General features: G+C 67.2%; 19 protein-coding genes. 10 read left to right on the forward strand and 9 right to left on the reverse strand.

What is annotated here, in order from left to right; translation table 11 throughout:
* Positions 1-12 precede the first annotated feature (12 nt).
* Positions 13-930 carry a spermidine synthase gene (locus tag ACP26O_RS12055; protein ID WP_105833018.1) on the reverse strand — a complete coding sequence of 306 codons (918 nt, stop codon included), beginning with the start codon at positions 928-930 and terminating at the stop codon, positions 13-15.
* A 218-nt stretch (positions 931-1148) separates the two neighbouring features.
* Here ACP26O_RS12055 and ACP26O_RS12060 point away from each other — a divergent pair, with 218 nt between their 5' ends.
* Both ACP26O_RS12060 and ACP26O_RS12065 read left to right on the forward strand, forming a co-directional pair.
* Complete coding sequence (locus ACP26O_RS12060) at positions 1149-1403, forward strand: hypothetical protein (RefSeq protein WP_175660211.1); 255 nt, start codon at positions 1149-1151, stop codon at positions 1401-1403.
* Between the two features lie 247 nt (positions 1404-1650).
* A complete protein-coding gene (locus ACP26O_RS12065; protein WP_138847374.1) occupies positions 1651-1974 on the forward strand; it encodes a helix-turn-helix domain-containing protein in 324 nt (107 codons plus the stop codon).
* 64 nt (positions 1975-2038) lie between these two features.
* On the opposite strand, the gene ACP26O_RS12070 is transcribed toward ACP26O_RS12065, so the two are convergent.
* The 4 genes from ACP26O_RS12070 to ACP26O_RS12085 form a co-directional block, all read right to left on the reverse strand.
* A complete protein-coding gene (locus ACP26O_RS12070) occupies positions 2039-2515 on the reverse strand; it encodes a DNA-deoxyinosine glycosylase (RefSeq protein WP_175660212.1) in 477 nt (158 codons plus the stop codon).
* Entirely contained in the window at positions 2515-3096 is a 582-nt protein-coding gene (locus ACP26O_RS12075; RefSeq protein WP_175665091.1) for a chorismate--pyruvate lyase family protein, read from the reverse strand. The genes ACP26O_RS12070 and ACP26O_RS12075 overlap by 1 nt, the downstream gene beginning before the upstream one ends.
* 8 nt (positions 3097-3104) lie before the next feature.
* Positions 3105-5003, reverse strand: a complete 1899-nt coding sequence (gene htpG, locus ACP26O_RS12080; protein ID WP_175665017.1) for a molecular chaperone HtpG — start codon at positions 5001-5003, stop codon at positions 3105-3107.
* Positions 5004-5159: 156 nt separating this feature from the next.
* A complete protein-coding gene (locus ACP26O_RS12085) occupies positions 5160-6620 on the reverse strand; it encodes a PLP-dependent aminotransferase family protein (protein ID WP_006752869.1) in 1461 nt (486 codons plus the stop codon).
* Between the two features lie 230 nt (positions 6621-6850).
* Here ACP26O_RS12085 and ACP26O_RS12090 point away from each other — a divergent pair, with 230 nt between their 5' ends.
* The 7 genes from ACP26O_RS12090 (at position 6851) to ACP26O_RS12120 (ending at position 15235) form a co-directional block, all read left to right on the forward strand.
* Complete coding sequence (locus tag ACP26O_RS12090; protein WP_175660214.1) at positions 6851-7543, forward strand: VOC family protein; 693 nt, start codon at positions 6851-6853, stop codon at positions 7541-7543.
* 64 nt (positions 7544-7607) lie between these two features.
* On the forward strand, positions 7608-8516 hold the full coding sequence (locus ACP26O_RS12095) for a DMT family transporter (protein ID WP_124626763.1): 909 nt from the start codon (positions 7608-7610) through the stop codon (positions 8514-8516).
* Positions 8517-8667: 151 nt separating this feature from the next.
* A complete protein-coding gene (locus tag ACP26O_RS12100; RefSeq protein ID WP_011657566.1) occupies positions 8668-9849 on the forward strand; it encodes a PLP-dependent aminotransferase family protein in 1182 nt (393 codons plus the stop codon).
* A gap of 45 nt (positions 9850-9894) precedes the next feature.
* Positions 9895-10353, forward strand: a complete 459-nt coding sequence (locus ACP26O_RS12105; protein ID WP_006478174.1) for a RidA family protein — start codon at positions 9895-9897, stop codon at positions 10351-10353.
* Positions 10354-10375: 22 nt separating this feature from the next.
* Complete coding sequence (locus ACP26O_RS12110; RefSeq protein ID WP_175665018.1) at positions 10376-11257, forward strand: PhzF family phenazine biosynthesis protein; 882 nt, start codon at positions 10376-10378, stop codon at positions 11255-11257.
* Positions 11258-11478: 221 nt separating this feature from the next.
* A complete protein-coding gene (locus tag ACP26O_RS12115; RefSeq protein ID WP_165751821.1) occupies positions 11479-13818 on the forward strand; it encodes a bifunctional diguanylate cyclase/phosphodiesterase in 2340 nt (779 codons plus the stop codon).
* Positions 13819-14026: 208 nt separating this feature from the next.
* Positions 14027-15235: a chromate transporter gene (locus ACP26O_RS12120; RefSeq protein ID WP_175665019.1), complete on the forward strand. Its 1209-nt coding sequence runs from the start codon at positions 14027-14029 to the stop codon at positions 15233-15235.
* Between the two features lie 45 nt (positions 15236-15280).
* Here ACP26O_RS12120 and ACP26O_RS12125 read toward each other — a convergent pair whose 3' ends face one another.
* On the reverse strand, positions 15281-15727 hold the full coding sequence (locus tag ACP26O_RS12125; RefSeq protein WP_175660217.1) for a multidrug/biocide efflux PACE transporter: 447 nt from the start codon (positions 15725-15727) through the stop codon (positions 15281-15283).
* Between the two features lie 113 nt (positions 15728-15840).
* Between ACP26O_RS12125 and ACP26O_RS12130 the strand changes: the two genes are divergently transcribed.
* The gene (locus ACP26O_RS12130; protein ID WP_175665020.1) at positions 15841-16725 is read left to right on the forward strand and encodes a LysR family transcriptional regulator; all 885 of its coding nucleotides are present in this window, start codon (positions 15841-15843) and stop codon (positions 16723-16725) included.
* A 55-nt stretch (positions 16726-16780) separates the two neighbouring features.
* Here the strand turns inward: ACP26O_RS12130 and ACP26O_RS12135 are convergent, their stop codons facing one another.
* From ACP26O_RS12135 to ACP26O_RS12145, 3 genes are all read right to left on the reverse strand, one after another.
* On the reverse strand, positions 16781-17239 hold the full coding sequence (locus ACP26O_RS12135) for a CopD family protein (RefSeq protein ID WP_012364396.1): 459 nt from the start codon (positions 17237-17239) through the stop codon (positions 16781-16783).
* A gap of 247 nt (positions 17240-17486) precedes the next feature.
* Positions 17487-19808 (reverse strand): DNA topoisomerase IV subunit A, encoded by a 2322-nt coding sequence (gene parC / locus ACP26O_RS12140; protein ID WP_175665021.1) that lies wholly within the window; start codon positions 19806-19808, stop codon positions 17487-17489.
* 61 nt (positions 19809-19869) lie between these two features.
* Entirely contained in the window at positions 19870-21852 is a 1983-nt protein-coding gene (locus ACP26O_RS12145; RefSeq protein ID WP_105833031.1) for a DNA topoisomerase IV subunit B, read from the reverse strand.
* Positions 21853-21954 lie beyond the last annotated feature (102 nt).

Here is a 21954-nt window from a genome sequence, read left to right on the forward strand (position 1 = left end):
GGCGCACGAGCGTCAGATCGCGAACGAGGATTCGCGTGCGCCGGTCGTTTCTTTCAAAGCTTTCACCCACTTGCGCGCGGGCAGCTTCAGCGTGTCCTCGATCAGCTTCGCGCGTGCTTCCAGCTGCGCGAACGACACGTCGAGCACGGGGCCCGAGAACGCGATCGCGATCCGGTTGCCGTCGTGCACTTCCGGCAGCGCGATCACGCGATGGTCGAACGCCGCGTTCAGGTGCTTCATGTTGCGCACGAAGCTCGGATGGTCGCCGAACAGGTTGATCGTCGCGATGCCCGCGTCGGCGAGGCAGCCGCGCACCGCGCGGTAGAACGCGACGCTGTCGAGCACCGGGCCGCGCGCGGTCGCGTCGTACAGGTCGATCTGCAGCGCGCCCGTCGTGCCGCGGTTGGCCGGATCGTTGACGAAGTCCCATGCGTCGGCTTCGTGCACGACGAGGCGTTCGTCGTCGGGCGGCAGCGCGAACATCGTGCGGGCCGCGACGATCACGGCCGGGTTCAGTTCGACGGCTTCGACCTTCGCGTGCGACAGGAAGCGGTGCGAGAACTTGGTCAGCGCGCCGGTGCCGAGCCCGAGCTGGACGATCCGCTCGGGCGTTTCGAGGAACAGCAGCCACGCCATCATTTGCTGCGCGTATTCGAGCTCGATGTGCAGCGGCTTCGAGATCCGCATCGCGCCCTGCACCCATTCGGTGCCGAAGTGCAGGAAGCGCACGCCGCGCTCTTCCGAGAACGTGACGGGCGCGAAGCGCGGCTTGCGCGGCGCTTCGAGCACGGGCACGTCGTCGTGTTCGTCGATTTCCGGGCGGCGCTTCATGCGCGGCGGCTGGAGCTTGTCGGAGCCGTTGTAGGCGGACGCCTTGCGTTGCTTGAACGCGCGCGCCTCGGCGGACGCGCGCTTGATGAGTCGGGACATGATTGAATCTCGCAGGGTGATGCTGGGTGATGCCGGATGAGCGGACGAGAGGATAGCATTGGTGGGAGGGGGGCGGCCGCCAGGCAAGCGCAGGACGGGTCGCCCGGCCATGCGGGCGACTTGCATGCGCTTCGGGCATGCAGGATGTGCCGAACGGTGACGATCCTTGCAGTTCGCCATCCGCGAGAACGCGAAGACTACTGACGACAGGGAGTCATATGACCTCGAACGACAAAAAGATCTGGTTTCCGGCCAAGCGCTACGGATGGGGATGGGGTTTGCCGGTCGCGTGGCAAGGTTGGGTCGTGTTGCTGGTGTTCGCGATCGGGATTGGCGTCACTGCATGGCTTCTGCCGCCGAAACGAGCGCCATTCGCATACGGTGCGTGCATCGTGGCGTTGGTCGCGCTGCTGACCGCCGTTTGCTGGATCACGGGAGAAAAGCCCCGGTGGAGATGGGGGAAGGACGAGTGATCACTAGGCGCGATACGCATCCGGAATAACCGCCCCTCTCCACCATCGATACGCCGCGACCGCGCTCTATGGAACGGCCGCTTGGTGTTCCCGCGCGCACCTTGAAAATATACCCAAATAGGGATAAATTCACCGACGGATCCGGACAGAAGAAATCATCGAGCGGCATCGCGACACCCAAGCCGGACGGCGATCTGGTCCGCGAACGTCTGAAAGCGGCCGAGGCTCACGCAAAAGGAGAAAGGCGATGATCGAAATCGAACAGGGCAGCACGAACGTCTACGCTGACCTGGGCATGCGCGATGCAGACGAAATGCGAGTGAAGGCTCAACTCGCCGCGAAGATCGCGGAGATCATCAAGGCGCGCAAATGGACGCAGCAGCACGCGGCCCGGCTGCTCGGCATGACGCAGCCGAAACTGTCGAACATGCTGCGCGGGCAGTTTCGCGGCGTCAGCGAAACGAAGATGCTCGAATGTCTGGCGAAGCTCGGACGCGACGTGCAAATTGTCGTCGGACCGGATCGTCAGTCGGACGTCGAAGGGCATATCGAGGTCGTATTCGCCGCCTGACGATCACGCCACGCCAACGACTTTGCAGTGCTGGCCGTGAAGTGCGGCGGCAACGCTCGGCCGCTCAGCGCGCAATGTGCCGCCACTGCTCCAGCTTCTGCTCGAACGACAGCATCGCATTCGCCGGGCTCGACGACGGCAGCACCAGCGTTTCATACCCGGCCTGCCCGATCACGTCGGCAAAGCGCCCCGCCGTCTTCCCGTTGAAACAGACCTTCTTCAGCAACGGCGCATGCTCGCGCAACGACGCAAAGTCGTTCGGCTTCGCATTCCGGATCGCAGAATCGAGACTGCCTTGCCGATGGCATGCATCGAGGACATCCCAGATGCCGATACCGTGCAAAAGCACGCGTTCGAGCCGCGCGTCGTACACAAGCTCGTGCAGCCCCGGCTCGCCGAGCACCGCACCGAGCAACCGCCAGAACTGATTGCGCGGATGCGCGTAGTACTGCGCGGCATCGAGCGACGCCTCGCCCGGAAAACTGCCGAGAATCATCGTGTGCGTATTCGGCCCGACGACCGGTGCAAAACCTTGCAGCATCACGCGACCTCGCGCGGCCCGTCGCCATGCGCATCGAGATGGCGCCACAGCGCGGGCAGCATGCACTCGGTGACCATCAACGGCTTGCCGTGCCGCTGGAACACCGAGCGCCGCGCGACGAACGCGTGCGGCGCCCGCGCCCCCTGCAACGCATGGCTTGCGAGCGCATACAGCGGATGACCGGCGATCACGCGCCGGCTGACGAGCGCCGAGCGCTCGACCTGCGGATCGCTGTACAGCAGCTCCGCGAGCGGCCGCGTGCGCAACCGCCGCATTGCCTGCCATACACCCTTGCTGGCCGCGAGCGGCGCGATGCTGTGCGCGGCGACGTACGGCGTGCCGTCGACCGACAGGATCACCTCGCGCACCCACATCGGCGCGCGCGGCGCGCTGTCGAGCGCGTCAGGTTCGTCGAACCACGGACAGTCGACGGCCTCGCGCGTCACGCGCACGCTCACGCTGCCGAGCCGCGCGAGATGCGCGGTCAGCGAACCGCCGCGCGTCAGCCAGTCGCGCTGGTCGAGCGTGCAGCCGGGCCGGGGCGTTGCGCGCCAGCCCGCCTGTGCGCCGTCGAATCGAATCCGCTTGCTCACGCAGCGCGCGACAGCAGCAGCGCGTTGGTTCGCTTCACGAAGCTCGCCGGATCGTCGAGCATCCCGCCTTCGGCCAGCAATGCCTGGTCGAACAGCAGATGGCACCAGTCACCGAAACTGGCGCTCTCGGCGTTCAACTGCTTCACGAGCGCGTGCTCCGGGTTGATCTCGAGGATCGGCTGCATCGCCGGCGCGTTCTGACCGGCCGCCTTCAGCATCCGCTGCAGGTAGCCGCTCATGTCGTTGTCGTCCGCGACGAGGCACGACGGCGAATCGGTCAGGCGGAACGTGACGCGCACTTCCTTCACCTTGTCGCCGAGCGCTTCCTTCATCTTCTCGACGACCGGCTTGATCGCCTCGCCCGCCTGCTCCTGCGCCTTCTTTTCCTCGTCGTTCAGCTCGCCGAGGTCGAGATCGCCGCGGGCAACGCTCGCGAGCGGCTTGCCGTCGAATTCATGCAGGAACGACAGCATCCATTCGTCGACGCGATCGGTCAGCAGCAGCACCTCGACGCCCTTCTTGCGGAACACTTCCAGATGCGGGCTGTTCTTCGCGGCCTGCCACGTATCGGCGGTCACGTAGTAGATCTTGCTCTGCTCCGGCTTCATGCGCGACACGTAGTCGGCGAGCGACACGTCCTGGGCGTCGGTGTCGCCGTGCGTCGATGCAAAGCGCAGCAGCTTCGCGATGCGCTCGCGATTCGCGTGATCCTCGCCGAGGCCTTCCTTCAGCACCTGGCCGAACGCGCTCCAGAACGTCTTGTACTTCTCCTTGCCGGCATCCTCTTCCGCGTTCGCGAGTTCCTCGAGCATAGACAGCGCGCGCTTCGTCACGCCTTCGCGGATCGCCTTCACGTCGCGGCTTTCCTGCAGGATTTCGCGCGACACGTTCAGCGGCAGGTCGGCCGAATCGACCACGCCCTTCACGAAGCGCAGGTATTGCGGCAGCAACTGCTCGGCGTCGTCCATGATGAACACGCGCTTCACGTACAGCTTCAGGCCGCCGCGGTAGTCGCGGTTCCACAGATCGAACGGCGCGTGCGCCGGCACGAACAGCAGCTGCGTGTATTCGCTGCGGCCCTCGACGCGGTTGTGCGTCCACGTGAGCGGATCCTGGTGGTCGTGCGCGACGTGCTGGTAGAACTGCGTGTACTGCTCGTCGGTGATGTCGCTCTTCGAACGCGTCCACAGCGCGCTCGCCTGGTTGACGGTCTCGTCCTCGTCCTTCAGGACCATCTCGCCCTTTTCCTGATCCCACTCTTCCTTCTGCATCAGGATCGGCAGCGCGATATGATCGGAATACTTCTGGATGATCGACTTCAGGCGGTGCGACGACAGCAGCTCGTCCTCGCCTTCGCGCAGGTGCAGCGTGATCGTCGTGCCGCGCTGCGCGCGCTCGATCGCGTCGATCGTGAAGTCGCCCTCACCCGCGCTTTCCCAGCGCACGGCTTCGCTCGCCGGCAGGCCGGCGCGGCGCGTCTCGACGGTGATCTTGTCCGCGACGATGAAGCCCGAGTAGAAGCCGACGCCGAACTGGCCGATCAGTGCCGCGTCCTTCTGCTGGTCGCCGGACAGCTTCGTGAAGAATTCCTTGGTGCCCGAGCGCGCGATCGTGCCGAGGTTCGCGATCGCCTCGTCGCGGCTCATGCCGATGCCGTTGTCGTCGATCGTGATCGTGCGGGCGGCCTTGTCGAAGCCGATGCGGATGCGCAGGTTCGGATCGTTCTCGTACAGCGCGTTGTCCGCGAGTCCTTCGAAACGCAGCTTGTCGGCCGCGTCGGACGCGTTCGACACCAGTTCGCGCAGGAAGATTTCCTTGTTGCTGTAGAGCGAATGAATCATCAGGTGGAGGAGTTGCTTGACCTCTGCCTGAAAGCTCATCGTTTCGTGTGCCATGGATGCTGTTTCCTCTTACTTGAACTTGAATGGTGTGACGCGGGCGCCCGGCGCGCGATGCCGGTGGGCCCGTCAAGGACGACCGCCTGGCGCAAGCGGTTTGCGCGGGTATCTGGGGCCGGGCTGCCGGATTTCAAGGGGCGGCGTGCCGCCCCGTCACGACGCGCGCCGTGCCGCCGACTCGATATAGCGCGCGAGAAAGCCCGGCAGCGCCGGATCGCCGCAGTTCGCGACGTTGAAGCGCGTCCACGTCGACGACGACTGCTGCGGCGAGAACAGGCTGCCCGGCGTCAGCAGGAATCCTTCCTCGTGCGCGGCGGCCGCGAGCGCGTCCGAATCGACACCCGTGTCGGCCCACAGGAACATCCCGGCCGCCGGCATCGCGAACAGCCGCAGCCCGGTGCGCTCGAGCATCCGCGCGGTCTTGTCGCGCACGCCGTCGAGCCGCGCGCGCAGGCGCTCGACGTGGCGCCGGTAATGCCCTTCGGTCAGGATCTTGTAGAGCACGCGCTCGTTGAGCTCCGGCGTCGTCATCCCGACCAGCATCTTCTGGTCGGTGATCGCCTTCGCGATCTCCGGCGCGCAGGCGACATAGCCGACCCGCAAATTCGCCGCGAGCGTCTTCGAATAGCTGCCGAGGTAGATCACGCGCTTCAACTGATCGAGGCTCGCGAGTCGCGTCGCCGGGTAGCTCGGCGGGCACAGGTCGCCGTACACGTCGTCCTCGACGACGAGAAAGTCGTACGCCTCCGCGAGCTTCAGGATCCGGAACGCCTGCGCGGCCGACAGCGACGTGCCGGTCGGGTTCTGCAGCACCGAATTGATCACGAGCATCTTCGGCCGCCACATCTGCACGAGCGTTTCCAGCGCGTCGAGATCGGGGCCGTCGGGCGTATACGGCATGCCGACGAGTTGCGCACCCTGCGACGCGAAGCGGCCGAACATCTGGAACCATGCGGGATCGCCGACGATCACCGCGTCGCCCGGCTGCACGTAGATGCGCGAGATCAGGTCGATCGCCTGCGTGATGCCCGACACCATCACGAGCTGCTCGGGCTTCGCGCCGATCTCGACTTCCGCGAGCCGCGTCTGCAATTGCTGGCGCAGCGGCAGAAAGCCCTGCGGCGTGCCGAAGCCGAGCATCTGCGCGCCGGACTGGCGCCCGAGCGCGCGCAGCGAGCCGGTGATCAGCTCGCCGTCGAGCCAGCGGCCCGGCAGGTAGCCGAGACCCGGCCCTTTTTCCGGGCTGGCGGTGTGCAGCATGTTGCGCAGCAGCCAGACGACGTCGATCGTGTTGTGCACGGGCGCGGCCTCCGCCACGCGCGCCACGTTGTCGACCGGCTGCGGACCGACGGCCGTGCGCTCGCGCACGTAGAAACCGGAGCCGCGCCGCGAATCGAGATACCCCTGCGCGACGAGCCGCTCGTACGCCTCGACGACGGTGAAACGCGACACGCTCTTGTCGAGCGCGAGCTTGCGGATCGACGGCATGCGCATGCCGGGCCGGAACACGCGCTCGTCGATGCGGCGCCGCGCCCACTGGACAAGCTGGTCGACGAGCGTGAGCGTGGCCGTATCGTGCGGCGCGGGGATCTGGGCGAGAGGGACGGTGGACACGGGCGGGCAACTCCAACTGTACCGAAGGCTATCGCGCCGATTGTACCGTTACTGTGCCGGTGCGGACGATTACAGTTGACCTCGAATGGCGACGTGCGGCCGCCGTTCCGGCCCGGCCGCACGCGGTGCCGCACCGCCCGGCACGCGGCGCGGCGCAGCGCGGCCCGGGGCACCGGCCGGTGGCGCCCCCGTCCGCCCACCATGACACTTTCGCTTCCCGACCGACGTTCATGCCAGCCCGTTCCCTGACCCTCGACCATCTCGTGATCGCCGCGCGCACGCTCGACGAAGGCGTGCGCCACGTCACTAACACGCTCGGCATCGAACCGGCCGGCGGCGGCCGCCACCCGCTGATGCGCACCCATAACGCGCTGTTCGGCGCGTGGGGCGGGCTGTACCTCGAAGTGATCGCGATCGATCCCGACGCACCGGCCACCGGCGACGACACCACGCCGCCGCGCGCGCGGCTGTTCGGCCTCGACGATCCGGCGATGCACGCACGGCTCGCGCAGGGCCCATTCCTCGCGCACTGGGTCGCGCGCGTCGACCGCCCGCGCCAGCTCGCGCTGTGGCAGAGCCAGTACCCGGCGCGCATCGCGCCGGTCGTCGCGATGCGGCGCGGCGACCTGAGCTGGGGCCTCACGGTGCCCGACGACGGCGCGTTCCCCGCGTGGCAAGGCGCCGGCGACGGCCTCGCGCCGTCGCTGATCCAGTGGGACAGCCCGCGTCATCCGTCCGAATCGCTGCCGGACAACGGCGTCGCGCTGAAGGCGCTCAAGGGCGTCCACCCGCGTGCGGACACGATTCGCGAGCAGCTCGACTGGCTCGGCGCCGGCCATCTGCTCGACGTCGAAACCGGCGACGGCCCGCCCGCGCTCGTCGCGGAATTCGACACGCCGCAAGGCGCTCGCACGCTGCGCTGATCGCGCGGCCGCCCCTTCGATTACACGAACCCAGCCAAACCCGGCAATACGGAGACACCCAGTAATGAATTCGCGCGAAACCCGGGGCATGCTGCTCGGCCTCATCGGCGTGATGATCTTCAGCCTGACGCTGCCGATGACGCGTATCGTCGTCTCCGAACTCAATCCGCTGCTCAACGGGCTCGGCCGCGCGCTCGCCGCATCGGTGCCGGCCGGCCTGCTGCTGTGGTGGCGCCGCGAACGGCTGCCGACCCGCGCGCAGCTGAAAAGCCTAGCCGTCGTCTCGGCCGGCGTGATCATCGCGTATCCGGTGTTCTCCGCGTGGGCGATGAAAACCGTGCCCGCGTCGCACGGCGCGGTCGTCAACGGCCTGCAGCCGCTGTTCGTCGCGCTGTACGCGGCGTGGCTGTCGCACGAGCGCCCGTCGAAGGCGTTCTGGGCCAGCGCGCTGGCGGGCAGCGCGCTCGTGATCGCGTTCGCGCTGCGCGACGGCGGCGGCACCGTGCAGGCGGGCGACGCGCTGATGCTCGTCGCGGTGGGCATCGGCGCGCTCGGCTATGCGGAAGGCGCGCGGCTCGCGCGTCAGATCGGCGGCTGGCAGGTGATCTGCTGGGCGCTCGTCGTGTCCGCGCCGTTCCTCGTGCTGCCGGTCGGCTGGCTCGCGTGGACGCAGCACGTCGCGCATCCGGCCCCGCTTGCGTTGCGCACGTGGCTCGCGTTCGGCTACGTGACCCTTTTTTCGCAATTTATCGGCTTTTTCGCGTGGTACGCGGGCCTCGCGATGGGCGGCATCGCGCGCGTCGGCCAGGTGCAGCTGCTGCAGATTTTCTTCACGATCGCCTTCTCCGCACTGCTGTTCGGCGAGACGGTAACGCCGTCCACCTGGCTGTTCGCGGCCGCCGTGATCGCGACCGTGATGCTCGGCCGGCGCTCGGCCGTGGCCACGGCGCCGCGTGCTGCTCGCGCCGGTTGATGAGGTGCGCCATAATGTTTGTTTTGCCAGAACGGTTTTGCCCACCCGGCCGCGACGGCCCGCTTGCGCTCCCGCATGCCTACCCGGCCGCGTCGACGCAATCTGCCTGATCGACCTTTCTTGACTGACCCGATATCCGAACGAGGAGACTATGAATCCGACCGACCTGCATCCGCCGCACTGGCAGCTTTCCGAACGCGCCCGCAAGCTGACGAGCTCTGCGATCCGCGAGATCCTGAAGGTCACGGAACGCCCCGAGGTCATCTCGTTCGCAGGCGGCCTGCCGGCTCCGGCGACGTTCCCGGCCGAACGCATGCGCGCCGCGGCCGACCGCGTGCTGCGCGACGCGCCGGCCGCCGCACTCCAGTACAGCGCGACCGAAGGCTACCTGCCGCTGCGCGAATGGATCGCCGAGCGCTACAGCGTGCGCGTGTCGCAGGTGCTGATCACGACTGGCTCGCAGCAGGCGCTCGACCTGCTCGGCAAGGCGCTGATCGATCCGAACAGCCCGATCCTCGTCGAAACCCCGACCTACCTCGGCGCGCTGCAATCGTTCTCGCTGTACGAGCCGCGCTACGTGCAGGTGCCGACCGACGAGCAGGGCCTGTTGCCCGAAGGCCTCACGCCCGAACTAACCCAAGGCGCGCGCCTGCTGTACGCGCAGCCGAACTTCCAGAACCCGACCGGCCGCCGCCTGCCCGTCGAGCGCCGCCGCGCGCTCGCCGCGTTCGCGCAGTCGAGCCCGTTCCCGGTGCTGGAAGACGACCCGTACGGCGCGCTGAACTACCAGGGCGAGCCGCTGCCGACGATGCTGTCGATGGCGCCCGACCACATCGTGCACCTCGGCACGTTCTCGAAGGTGCTCGCGCCGGGCCTGCGGATCGGCTACATCATTGCCCCCGAAGAACTCCACTTCAAGCTCGTGCAGGCCAAGCAGGCCACCGACCTGCACACGCCGACGCTCACGCAGCGCATCGCGCACGAAGTGATCAAGGACGGCTTCCTCGACGAGCACATCCCGACGATCCGCCAGCTGTACGGCGCGCAATGCGAAGCGATGCTCGCGTCGCTGGCACGCCACATGCCGGAAGGCGTCACGTGGAACCGTCCGGAAGGCGGGATGTTCATCTGGGTGAACCTGCCCGCGCAGATCGACAGCATGAAGCTGCTCGCCACGGCCGTGGACAACCACGTCGCCTTCGTGCCGGGCGCGCCGTTCTTCGCGGACGATGCCCAACAGAACACGCTGCGCCTGTCGTTCGTGACGGTGCCGCCCGAGAAGATCGAGGAAGGCGTCGCGCGGCTCGGCAAGCTGCTGCGCGAGCGCCTCTGATCGCCCGCTTTTTCCTGTCACGACTCTCTACGAGGAATCGAACGCATGGCTAACGTCTACGACAAACTGAAGTCGCTCGGCATCGAGCTCCCGACCGCCGGCGCACCGGCCGCCGCCTACGTGATGAGCGCGCAAAGCGGCAACACGGTCTACCTGTCGGGCCACATCGCGAAAAAGGACGGCAAGGTCTGGGCCGGCAAGCTCGGCGCGGATCTGCAGACGGAAGACGGCAAGGCGGCCGCCCGCTCGATCGCGATCGACCTGCTCGCGACGCTGCACGCGCACACCGGCGACCTGAACAAGGTCACGCGCATCGTGAAGCTGATGAGCCTCGTCAACTCGACGCTCGACTTCACCGAACAGCACGTCGTCACGAACGGTGCGTCGGAACTGATCGCGGAAGTGTTCGGCGATGCGGGCAAGCATGCGCGTTCGGCGTTCGGCGTCGCGCAGATTCCGCTCGGCGCATGCGTCGAGATCGAGCTGATCGCCGAAGTCGCGTAACTTACGTCACGCGATCGTCACGATGACTAGCCACGGCGTCCGTTTCAAGCAGGTCGACGTCTTCACGTCGGTGCCGTTCAAGGGCAACCCGCTCGCGGTCGTGTTCGACGCCGATTCGCTCGGCGACGACGACATGCTCGCGATCGCCCGCTGGACGAACCTGTCGGAAACGGCGTTCGTGTGCACGCCGACCGAACCGGAGGCCGATTACCGCGTCCGGATCTTCACGCCGGGCGGCGAACTGCCGTTCGCCGGCCACCCGACGCTCGGCACCGCGCATGCGTTCCTGGAAAGCGGCGCGCGACCGCGCACGCCGGGCGTGCTGATCCAGCAATGCGGCGTCGGGCAGGTCGAACTGCGCGAGCAGGCCGACGGCTGGGCATTTGCCGCACCGCCGGCACGGTTCACGCCGCTCGATCGGGCCGACTACCCAGTGCTGGCGGCCGCGTTGCGCAGCAATGCGATCGATCCGGACGCCGAACCGTGCGCGGTCGACAACGGCGCGCCGTGGCTCGTCGTGCGGCTCACGTCGGTCGAGGCCTGCATCGGCCTCGCGCCCGATCCGGCCGCGCTCGAGGCCCTCACCCATCGCTACGGCACGCACGGCCTCGCGGCCTACGCGCCCCACCCCGACGACGGCCCCGCGACGTTCGAAATCCGCTGCCTGATGACGGGCGACGGTTTCGGCACCGGCGAGGATCCCGCCACCGGCAGCGCGAACGCCGCGCTGGCCGAGCTGCTGAGCCGCCAGCAGCGCCGCCCCGGCACGTCGTATACGGCCCGCCAGGGCACGGCGATCGGCCGCGACGGCCGCATTGCCGTTCGCTATGACGACGACGGCACGATCTGGATCGGCGGCAACGTCGTGACGGTCGTGGACGGCACGTTCCAGATGCCCGCCTGACGTTTCGTCGTTTCGCCACGTGCGATGGCCCGGCCGACGCCCTGAGGTTGCCCGTCTATCGCAAAAACGTTCCAGCCAGTAATATCGGGCCTAATCCGTCGCTTCGGCGGGTCTGTCCATGGTTGCGCATCCCGCGAACGAACAGACGCCGGGGCGACCCCAACCATAGCCGGCCATCCCCACGAGGATGGCGCAAGCGAGCAGGACGCCGCCCTTCTTCAATGAGCTCCGCCCGGTCCAACCACACGCCGCCGACCCGGCCGCTGCGCGCGCCGCGCAAATCGCGCCGGCGTGCGCTGTTCGCGATCCCGTTGCTCGGGATGCTGGCGCTTGCGCTGCTGTGGGCGGTGATCATCGCGCGACTGTCGGTCGAAAAGGACAGCGCGTACAAGGAAGCGGCGGCATCCGCGGCGATCCTGTCGTCCGCGCTCGAGCAGCACACCGTCAAGGCGATCCACCAGGTCGACCAGATCACCCGCTTCGTCAAGTTCGAGTTCGAGAAATCGCCCGCGCACTTCAATCTCGCGAGCGCGGTCGAAAAAGGCGTCGTGCCGAGCGACACGCTGATCCAGGTCTCGCTCGTGAACGCGAAGGGTATCCTGTTCGCGAACACGGCCGACATCCATCCGCAGCCGATCAACCTGTCGGATCGCGAACACTTCAAGGTCCATCTCGCGCACAACGACGACCGCCTGTACATCAGCAAGCCGGTGTTCGGCCGCGTGTCGAGCCACTGGACGCTGCAGATGACGCGGCGCCTGAACAACCCGGACGGCAGCTTCGCGGGCATCGTCGTGGTGTCGGAAGACCCGAGCTACTTCACCAACGATTTCTACAACAACGCGGCGATCGGCAAGGAAGGCGTGATCGCCGTGGTGTCCGACACGGGCGCCGTGCTCGCGCGGCGCACCGGCTCGGTCAGCAACGCACCGGGTGCGTTCTCCGCGTCGGGCGTGTACCCGATCGCCGAGCGCGTGACGGGCACGATCATCGACCCGATCGACGGCGTGACGCGCATCGTGTCGTACCGCCACCTCGACGGCTACCCGCTCGCGGTGATGGTCGGGCTGTCGCAGACCGAGGAATTCGCGGACTACTCCCACACGCGCAACGTCTACCTGTTGATGACGAGCTTCATCACGCTCGCGATGCTCGCGTTCTTCAGCGTCGCGACGGGGCTGATCGGCAAGCTGCTGGGGCGCGAGCGCGAGATGACCCAGCTCGCCGAATACGACCTGCTCACCGGCCTCGCGAACCGCTACGCGACGCTGCGCGGGCTGCGCAACGACGTGTCGATGCCGGCCAGCCTGTCGCGGCTCGGCCTGCTGTTCATCGACCTCGACAACTTCAAGACCGTCAACGACACGCTCGGCCACAACGCCGGCGACATCGTGCTGCAGATGACCGCGTCGCGCCTGTCGGATGCGGTCGGCGACGAAGGCTCGCTCGCGCGGATCGGCGGCGACGAGTTCGTGGTCGTGATGAAGGGCGACGACATCGAACGGCGCGCGGTGCGGCTCGCGGAGGCGATCATCCGGATGTTCGGCGAGCCGTTCGACGTGCGCGGCAGTTCGTTCGTGCTGCACGCCAGCATCGGCATCGCGCTGCACAGCGTCGCGAACGAAAGCGAGATCGACCTGCTGAAGAAGGCCGACCTCGCGATGTACAGCGCGAAGGACGCCGGCAAGAACTGCTATCAGTTCTACGCGCCGCACCTGTCGCACCGCGCGGACCACCTGATGCGCTGGGAACAGCAGTTGCGCGTCGCGCTCGCCGAAGGGCAGCTGTTCCTCGCCTACCAGCCGAAGATCGACCTGACGCACCGCACGATCACTGGTTTCGAGGCGCTCGCGCGCTGGGACCACCCCGAGCACGGGATCATCTCCGCGAACGAATTCATTTCGATCGCCGAATCGACGGGCCTGATCGTGCCGATCGGCGACTTCGTGATCCGCACCGCGTGCGAGCAGATCGCGCGCTGGCGCGACGACGGCCACGACACGCTGACGCTCGCGATCAACATCTCGCCGGTGCAGTTCTGGCGCGGCGACCTGATCGAGACGATTTCCCAGGCGCTGCAGGACACCGGCATCGACGCGAACCGGCTCGAGATCGAGATTACCGAGACCGCGATGATGGAATACCCGGAGCTCGTGTCCGAGAAGATCGTCGCGCTGAAGAAGCTCGGCATCCGGATCGCGCTCGACGATTTCGGCACCGGCTATTCGTCGCTGTCCTACCTGCACCGCTTCTCCGTCGACACGCTGAAGGTCGACCGCTCGTTCGTGCAGGCCATCCCGAACGATCGCAGCGTGTGCGTGATGGTGTCGTCGATCGTGCATCTCGCGCGCTCGCTCGGCCTGACGGTCGTCGTCGAGGGTACCGAGACCGAGGAGCAGATCGCGTGGCTGTCCGCGCTCGGCGAGATCGAGGCGCAGGGCTTCCTGTTCTCGCGCCCCGTGCCGGCCGACGCGATTCCGGCGCTGATCGCACGCTTCGGCGTGCGCGGCGCCCGGCCGGACGTCCTCACCCACCGCGCGACCGGCAGCACGGGCGCCTGAGCCCGCCACGCGCGCGGCACCTGCGCGGCACCGGTTGCGCGGACCACCGATCGTTTCGTTTTCCGATCCGATTGTTTAGTCCATTTACTAGCGTTTTCGCGCATGGCAGTGTCACGATGCGCGGCGGACAATCGGGAGGGCCACCGTGTCGGCGGGCCGCCGGCACGATTTCAAGCGCGAGACCAGGCCCAGCGCCAACAGCATAGTCATGACAACCGTCGAAGTCGAAGCGGCCGAACGTGTCGAACCGGCACAGGCCTCCCTATGGACCTTGTTCAAGGTCATCGCCGGCATTTCCGCCGTGTCGTGGGGCGGGCTGTCGATGATGGCCCAGCTCGAACGCCACTACGTCGACCGGTTGCAGCGCATCGAGCCGCACGTGTTCGCCGATTTCATCGCCCTCGCGTGGCTCGTGCCGGGCCCGGTCGGCTGCAATGTCGCGGTGCAGGTCGGCCAGACGCTGCACGGGCGCATCGGCGCGTGGATCGCCGGCATCGCGAGCGTGCTGCCGTTCTTCCTGCTGATGACGCTGTTCGCGATCTTCTACCGCACGCCGATCGTGCGCTCGCTCGCCGCGCCGATGCTGATCAATCACTTCGGGATGGTGCTCGCCGCGCTGATCGGCGTCACGTGGATCAAGCAATTGCGTACGCTCGCGCGCACGCGGCTCGAACAGTTGATTGCCGCGCTCTCGACGATTCTGCTCGCTTTCGCGCATAGTCCGGCCGCGTTCGTCGGGATTCTTTTCGCGGCGTTTGCAGCCGGCTGGCTGACCGGGCCGCCGCAAGACGACGCGGTCGACTTCACGCTATCGAAGCGCGACCGCAACCTGCTCGTGCTGCTCGCCATCCTCGTCGCGCTGTTCGCGCTGCCGCTGTCCGGCGACTACCAGATGACGCTGCTGTGGCCGCGGCTCGCCGGCGCCGGGATGACGCTGTTCGGCGGCGGCTTCTCCGCGCTGCCCGTGCTCAAGACGCTGTTCGTGTCGCCGGCGACCGGCATCTCCGACCACGACTTCACGCTCGCGTTCGCGCTGTCGCCCGTGTCGCCCGGCCCGCTGCTGAACGTCGTGCCGTTTCTCGGCTACCTGACCGACGGCTGGACCGGCGCGCTGCTCGCGACCGCCGCGCTGTTCATTCCGTCGGGATGCCTCGTCGTGTTCGCGCAGAACCATCTGTTCCGGCTCAAGCGCCACTCGCGCTTCGAGCACGGGATGCACCTGATGCGCGCGGCGACGACGGGCTTTCTGGTCGTCGCCGTCGTGAAGATCCTGCATCGCGAACCGGCCGATCCCGTCTACTGGCTCACGGGCGCCTTTGCGATGCTGTGCTTCGCGCGCTTCAAGCTGCCCGTGTATGCCGTCTACGGCGCGGTCGCGATCGCGTGCGGCGCTTGGCTGTGGGCCGTCGCGCATTGACGGCCGGCTGCGATTGCCGCCACCGCCCGCCCCGCCGCTTGCCGCTCAGCCTGCCTGCACCGCGACGCGGCGTGCGACCCAGCGCGCACGCAGCGCGTCATATGCGAGGTTGAAGCAGAACGTGTAAGGCAGGAAGAACAGCACGATGCCGAGGTCGAGCAGCAGCGCCTCGACGAGGCTCACATCCAGCCACCACGCGGCGACCGGCACCACCATCGCGACGAGGCCGAACTCGAACGCGACCGCATGCGCGACCCGCATCCCAACCGTGCGCGTGAGGCCGGCGCGCCGCTCGAAGCGGTCGAACAGCGTGTTGAACGTCATGTTCCAGGCCATCGCGATCAGCGACACCATCACCGTCAGCACGCCGACGTGCGACACCGGCATGTCGAGCAGCCATGCGCCGATCGGCGCGCATAGCGCGATCGCCACCAGTTCGAACGTCAGCGCGTGAACGAGGCGTTCCGTCACCGTTTTATTCATCTGTTTCATGCTTCCCTCCGATTCGTTTGCTCAGATCATATGTGGCATTCTGATCGGCACGACCGTATGAATCCAGTTTGATATCATCGGTTTTACCGATACAACCCGATGAGATCCGCCACATGCGTCACGCACCCGAAGCCCTGCTCGCCTTCGCCGAAGCCGCGCTGCTCGGCTCGTTCACGGCCGCCGCGCGCAAGCTCGGCAAGCGCCAGTCGACGGTGTCCGAAGCGATCGCGAACCTCGAGATCGATCTCGGCGTGCAGCTGTTCGACCGCTCGACGCGCACGCCGACGCTGACCGATGCCGGCCGCGCGCTGCTGCCGCAGGTGCAGCGCACGCTGGAAGCCGGCGCGGCGATCGACCGCACCGCCGCGCGGCTCGCGCAGGGCGAGGAAGCGCGGCTCACGCTCGTCGTGTCCGATACGTACCAGTCGAAGCGTTACGAGGAAACCTTGATGGCGCTCGAGCGGCGCTTTCCGGCGCTCGAGCTCGAATGCCAGATCGCCGAGCACGAGGACGTGCTCGACCTGATCCAGCAGGGTCGCGCGCAGCTCGGGCTGATGGCCGCGCGCGCCGTCTACCCGCCCGATATCGGCGCGGCGACGGTGGCGGAGGAATCCGAGATCGGCCTGTTCGTCGGGCGCACGCACGCGCTGGCCGCCCACGGCGACGCCGACGTGCCGCATGCGGCGCTGCGCGACGCGCGCGAGCTGCGGCTGAACACCTACGTGAAACCGGAGGATCGCGGCGCCGACGACCGGATCGTCGTCGGCACGCAGCGCTGGCTCGCGCCGAGCTATCTGATGCTGCTGGAGATGGCGGTGCTGGGGTTCGGCTGGGCCGAGCTGCCGCGCTGGATGGTCGAGCACTTCGCGCGCGACCGGCTGTGCGAGCTGCGCGCGCGCGGCTGGCCGCGCCGCGTGCGGGTCGATGCGGTCTGGTCGCGCAACCGGCCGCTCGGCCCGGCCGGCGCGTGGCTGCTCGACGCGATGCTGGCCGCGTAGCGGCGCGCGGCACCGCGCCGGCGGCGCGCGCCGAACGGCGCCGCGAAATCGCAGGTCAGAAGCCGCGCGACAGCACGGCGGCGCCGATCGTCACGACGCCGAGCACGAGATTGACGATGACGAGCAGGCGCACCGCGTTCACCGCGCGCGCACCATCGGGCCAGTTCTGCGCCTGCACCGCGCGGCGGATACGCGGGAACAGCGCGAAGCGGATGTGGCCGAAGATCAGCATCATCACGACGCCCAGCCCCGCCATCGCATGCAGCGTCCACGTCGCGTGCGCGCCGCCGAATGCCATCAGCAGGAACCCGCCGGACAGCAGGATCACGATCACCGAGCCCGACACCCAGTTGAAGAAGCGGCCGAACACGCCTTCGATCAGCGGCAGCCGGAGCTGCGGCGTCAGGTCGGACAGCGCCGGGCGCAGGCAGAAATTCGCGAAGACCATCCCGCCCACCCACACGGCGACGGCCAGCAGGTGAAGAAACAGCGCGACGGCAACAGCGTGGGACATGGCGACAATCCTGATAGGGGTTGGGTGCAACTAATAGCCGCGTCACGCGCGGTCTCGAGCGACGTTCGACCGGCGGCCCGCCGCTCGGTTCGGACCCCGGGCGGCATTTCACACTATTTTGCAAATTCCGCGTGACGCCGCCACTGTCGCTTACCTGAATACGCCGCCCAAAAAAGAACAGGCCGCACGCCCGCCGAAGCGGAGGTGCGGCCTGCGATGCCGGTCGAACCGGCGCGCGGATGCGGCGTCAGCCGAGCAGCGGACGCAGCTCGTTGACGACCTTGAGCTTCGTCTCGGGCGCGCGGCCCTTGCGTGCGCGCTTGCCGATGTGCGGCGCGAGCCCCGCGTACGACAGCGTTTCGTCCTGCGCCTTGCCGCCGCGACCGGTGCCGATCAGCACGACGCCGGCCGGGTCGATCGCGAGCGCCTGCACGAGCGTTTCCTTGTCGTCGAGCGCCATCAGGATCACGCCGCGGCCGCCGCCGGACAGCGTCTTCATCTCGTCCATCCCGAACACCAGCAGCCGGCCGCCGCTCGACAGGCACGCGACCTGCGTCGCGTTCGGCAGCACGGGCATCGGCGCGAGCGGCACCGCGCCCGCATCGATCGTCATGAACGCCTTGCCGGCCTTCACGCGGCTCACCATGTCGCCGACCTTCGCGAGGAAGCCGAACCCGTTGCTCGACGCGAGCAGCAGTTGCTGGTCAGCCGGCGCCGCGAAGTAGTGCATCAGGTGCGAGCCCGATTCGAGCTCGATCAGCGACGTCACCGGCACGCCGTCGCCGCGGCCGCCCGGCAGCACCGACACGTCGACCGAGTACACGCGGCCGCTGCTGCCCCACGCGATCAGGCGGTCGGGCGTGCGGCACTGGAACGCCGCGTACAGGTGGTCGCCGGCCTTGAACGTGAAGCCGGCCGGGTCGAGCCCGTGACCCTTCAGCGCGCGCACCCAGCCCTTCTGCGACACGACGACCGTCACCGGCTCGTCGACGACCTTCGCCTCGAACGTCGCGCGCTTTTCCTGCTGGATCAGCGTGCGGCGATCGTCGCCGTACTGCTTCGCGTCGGTCTCGATTTCCTTGATCATCAGCCGCTTCATCGCGCTTTCGTTCGCGAGCAGCTCCTCGAGCTTCGCCTTCTCGTCGCGCAGCGTCTCGAGTTCCTTCTCGATCTTGATCTTCTCGAGCCGCGCGAGCTGGCGCAGCCGGATTTCGAGAATGTCTTCCGCCTGGCGGTCGGTCAGGCCGAACGCGCTCATCAGCGCGGCCTTCGGCTCGTCCGCCTCGCGGATGATGCGAATCACCTCGTCGATGTTCAGGAAGACGATCATCCGCCCTTCGAGGATATGGATGCGGTCGTCGACCTTCGCGAGACGATGGCGGCACCGGCGCGTCATCGTCAACTGGCGGAACTTCACCCATTCGTCGAGGATCGTCAGCAGCCCCTTCTGACCCGGCCGGCCGTCGGCGCCGATCATCACGAGGTTCAGCGTCGCGTTCGACTCGAGGCTCGTGTACGCGAGCAGCGTGTTCACGAATTCCGTCTGGTCGATCGTGCGCGACTTCGGCTCGAACACGAGCCGCACCGCCGCTTCCTTGCCCGACTCGTCGCGCACCGCGTCGAGCAGGTCGAGCATCGCCTTCTTCGTGTTGAGCTGTTCGGGCGTGAGCGTCTTCTTGCCGAGCTTGAGCTTCGGGTTGGTCAGCTCCTCGATTTCCTCGAGCACCTTCTGGCCCGACGTGCTCGGCGGCAGCTCGGTGACAACGAGTTGCCACTGGCCGCGCGCGAGATCCTCGATCTTCCAGCGCGCGCGCACCTTCAGGCTGCCGCGGCCGGTTTCATAGGCCGCCGCGATCTCGGTGTCGCTCGAGATGATCTGGCCGCCGCCCGGGAAGTCCGGGCCGGGGATCAGGTTCATCAGCTCCGCGTGCGTGAGCTTCGGATTGCGGATCAATGCGACCGCCGCCGCCGCGACCTCGCGCAGGTTGTGCGACGGGATTTCGGTGGCGAGGCCGACCGCGATGCCCGATGCGCCGTTCAGCAGCACGAACGGCATGCGGCTCGGCAGCGTCTTCGGTTCCTCGAACGAGCCGTCGTAGTTCGGCATGAAGTCGACCGTGCCCTGGTCGATCTCGTCGAGCAGCAGCTTCGAGATCGGCGTGAGCCGCGCTTCGGTGTATCGCATCGCCGCCGCGCCGTCGCCGTCGCGCGAGCCGAAGTTGCCCTGCCCGTCGATCAGCGGATAGCGCAGCGAGAAATCCTGCGCGAGACGCACGAGCGCGTCGTATGCAGACTGGTCGCCATGCGGGTGGTATTTACCGAGCACGTCGCCGACCACGCGTGCCGACTTCACCGGCTTCGCGTCGGGGCCGAGGCCCATTTCGTTCATCGCGAACAGGATCCGGCGCTGCACCGGCTTCTGGCCGTCGCACACGTCGGGCAGCGCGCGGCTCTTCACGACGCTGACCGCGTAGCTCAGGTACGCCTGCTCCGCGTAATTGCCGAGCGTCAGCGCATCGGCATCCGGTGCGTCGGACCCGGCGAAGAGATCGGAAGTATTGTCGTCCATCTGAATTCCGTATTCGTAAATGGCGTGAGGCCGGGCCGGGCGTCATGCCCGGCCGCGCGGGTTAGATGTCCGCTTCGACGTCGTTGCCCTTTTCCTCGAGCCAGCCGCGCCGCGCGGCTGCCTCGCCCTTGCCCATCAGCATCGTCATCCGCGCGACGGTCGACTCGTAGTCGAGCTCGCCGAGCTTCACCGGCATCAGGCGGCGCGTGTCGGGGTTCATCGTGGTGTCCCACAGCTGCTCGGCGCTCATTTCGCCGAGACCCTTGAAGCGGCTGATGCTCCATTGGGTTTCACGCACGCCGTCCTTGCGCAGCTTGTCGAGCGTCGCCTCGAGTTCGCCTTCGTCGAGCGCATAGAGCTTCTGCGCGGGCTTCTTGCCGCGCGCGGGTGCATCGACGCGGAACAGCGGCGGCCGCGCGACATGCACGTGGCCGCGTTCGATCAGCTGCGGGAAGTGCTTGAAGAACAGCGTGAGCAGCAGCACCTGGATGTGCGAGCCGTCGACGTCCGCGTCCGACAGGATGCAGATCTTGCCGTAGCGCAGGTTCGACAGGTCGACGGTTTCGTCCGGGCTGTGCGGATCGACGCCGATCGCGACCGAGATGTCATGCACCTCGTTGTTCGCGAACAGCCGGTCGCGCTCGGTTTCCCACGTATTCAGCACCTTGCCGCGCAGCGGCAGGATCGCCTGGTATTCCTTGTCGCGGCCCATCTTCGCGGAACCGCCCGCCGAGTCGCCCTCGACGAGGAACAGTTCGTTGCGCGCGATATCTTCCGTCTCGCAATCGGTCAGCTTGCCGGGCAGCACCGCGACGCCCGAGCTCTTGCGCTTCTCGACCTTCTGGCCCGCGCGCGTGCGCGCCTGCGCCTGCTTGATCACGAGTTCGGCGAGCTTCTTGCCGTGCTCGACGTGCTGGTTCAGCCACAGCTCGAGCGCCGGCCGCGAGAACGACGACACGAGCTTCACCGCGTCGCGGCTGTTCAGGCGCTCCTTGATCTGCCCTTGAAACTGCGGGTCGAGCACCTTCGCGGACAGCACGAACGACACGCGTGCGAACACGTCTTCCGCGAGCAGCTTCACGCCCTTCGGCTGCAGGTTGTGCAGTTCGACGAAGCTTTTCACCGCCTGGTAGAGACCGTCGCGCAGGCCCGACTCGTGCGTGCCGCCGGCCGGCGTCGGGATCAGGTTCACGTACGACTCGCGCACCAGCGAACCTTCCTCGCTCCATGCGACGACCCACGACGCGCCCTCGCCTTCGGCGAAGGTTTCGTCGGTCGAACGCGCATCGGCGAAGCGCTCGCCCTCGAACAGCGGGATCAGCAGCTCGCTGCCATTCATCTCGTCGAGCAGGTAGCCGCGCAGGCCGTCCTCGTATTTCCAGGTCTGGCGTTCGCCGGTCTTCTCGTTGACGAGCACGACCTCGACGCCCGGCAGCAGCACGGCCTTCGAGCGCAGCAGGCGCTGCAGCTCGCCGAGCGGCAGGTTCGGCGAATCGAAGTACTTCGGATTCGGCCATACCTGCACGCGCGTGCCGGATTTCTTCTCGCCGCGGCCCGCGCCTTGCGTCGTGAGCGGCTTCACGACATCGCCGTCGGCGAAGCCGAGTTCGGCGATCTTGCCGTCGCGCCAGACCGTCACGTCGAGGCGCGTCGCGAGTGCGTTCGTCACCGACACGCCGACGCCGTGCAGACCGCCCGAGAACGTGTACGCGCCGCCGGCGGCCTTGTCGAACTTGCCGCCCGCGTGCAGGCGCGTGAACACGATCTCGACGACCGGCACGCCTTCCTCGGGGTGCATGCCGAACGGGATGCCGCGGCCGTCGTCCTCGACTGATACCGACTGGTCGGTGTGCAGCGTGACGATGATCTGCTTGCCGTAGCCGCCGAGCGCCTCGTCGGACGCGTTGTCGATGACTTCCTGAATGATGTGCAGCGGATTTTCGGTACGGGTGTACATGCCGGGCCGCTGCTTGACCGGCTCGAGACCCTTGAGCACCTTGATCGATGCTTCGCTATAGGCCGCGCTGGGCTTCTTCGTTGACATAGGCGCTGAATTTCGTCATTCATCGGGACGTTGTCCACACCTGGTGTGGATAACGTCGTGGACAAAACGTTGAGTTCCGTAAAAAAGCGAATCGAAACAACG

The organism is Burkholderia sp. R-40, from assembly GCF_049942845.1.
In the GTDB taxonomy this organism is placed as follows: Bacteria; Pseudomonadota; Gammaproteobacteria; order Burkholderiales; family Burkholderiaceae; genus Burkholderia; species Burkholderia ambifaria.

What these genes read in the sequence shown, in the direction of transcription:
- ACP26O_RS12100 (WP_011657566.1), top strand. Translation starts at nt 8,668, where the DNA reads ATGAATCCGACCGACCTGCATCCGCCGCACTGGCAGCTTTCCGAACGC.
- ACP26O_RS12070 (WP_175660212.1), bottom strand. Translation starts at nt 2,515, where the DNA reads ATGCTGCAAGGTTTTGCACCGGTCGTCGGGCCGAATACGCACACGATG.
- ACP26O_RS12135 (WP_012364396.1), bottom strand. Translation starts at nt 17,239, where the DNA reads ATGTCCCACGCTGTTGCCGTCGCGCTGTTTCTTCACCTGCTGGCCGTC.
- htpG (WP_175665017.1), bottom strand. Translation starts at nt 5,003, where the DNA reads ATGGCACACGAAACGATGAGCTTTCAGGCAGAGGTCAAGCAACTCCTC.
- ACP26O_RS12145 (WP_105833031.1), bottom strand. Translation starts at nt 21,852, where the DNA reads ATGTCAACGAAGAAGCCCAGCGCGGCCTATAGCGAAGCATCGATCAAG.
- ACP26O_RS12055 (WP_105833018.1), bottom strand. Translation starts at nt 930, where the DNA reads ATGTCCCGACTCATCAAGCGCGCGTCCGCCGAGGCGCGCGCGTTCAAG.
- ACP26O_RS12110 (WP_175665018.1), top strand. Translation starts at nt 10,376, where the DNA reads ATGACTAGCCACGGCGTCCGTTTCAAGCAGGTCGACGTCTTCACGTCG.
- ACP26O_RS12115 (WP_165751821.1), top strand. Translation starts at nt 11,479, where the DNA reads ATGAGCTCCGCCCGGTCCAACCACACGCCGCCGACCCGGCCGCTGCGC.
- ACP26O_RS12125 (WP_175660217.1), bottom strand. Translation starts at nt 15,727, where the DNA reads ATGAAACAGATGAATAAAACGGTGACGGAACGCCTCGTTCACGCGCTG.
- ACP26O_RS12090 (WP_175660214.1), top strand. Translation starts at nt 6,851, where the DNA reads ATGCCAGCCCGTTCCCTGACCCTCGACCATCTCGTGATCGCCGCGCGC.
- parC (WP_175665021.1), bottom strand. Translation starts at nt 19,808, where the DNA reads ATGGACGACAATACTTCCGATCTCTTCGCCGGGTCCGACGCACCGGAT.
- ACP26O_RS12060 (WP_175660211.1), top strand. Translation starts at nt 1,149, where the DNA reads ATGACCTCGAACGACAAAAAGATCTGGTTTCCGGCCAAGCGCTACGGA.
- ACP26O_RS12120 (WP_175665019.1), top strand. Translation starts at nt 14,027, where the DNA reads ATGACAACCGTCGAAGTCGAAGCGGCCGAACGTGTCGAACCGGCACAG.
- ACP26O_RS12095 (WP_124626763.1), top strand. Translation starts at nt 7,608, where the DNA reads ATGAATTCGCGCGAAACCCGGGGCATGCTGCTCGGCCTCATCGGCGTG.
- ACP26O_RS12065 (WP_138847374.1), top strand. Translation starts at nt 1,651, where the DNA reads ATGATCGAAATCGAACAGGGCAGCACGAACGTCTACGCTGACCTGGGC.
- ACP26O_RS12130 (WP_175665020.1), top strand. Translation starts at nt 15,841, where the DNA reads ATGCGTCACGCACCCGAAGCCCTGCTCGCCTTCGCCGAAGCCGCGCTG.
- ACP26O_RS12105 (WP_006478174.1), top strand. Translation starts at nt 9,895, where the DNA reads ATGGCTAACGTCTACGACAAACTGAAGTCGCTCGGCATCGAGCTCCCG.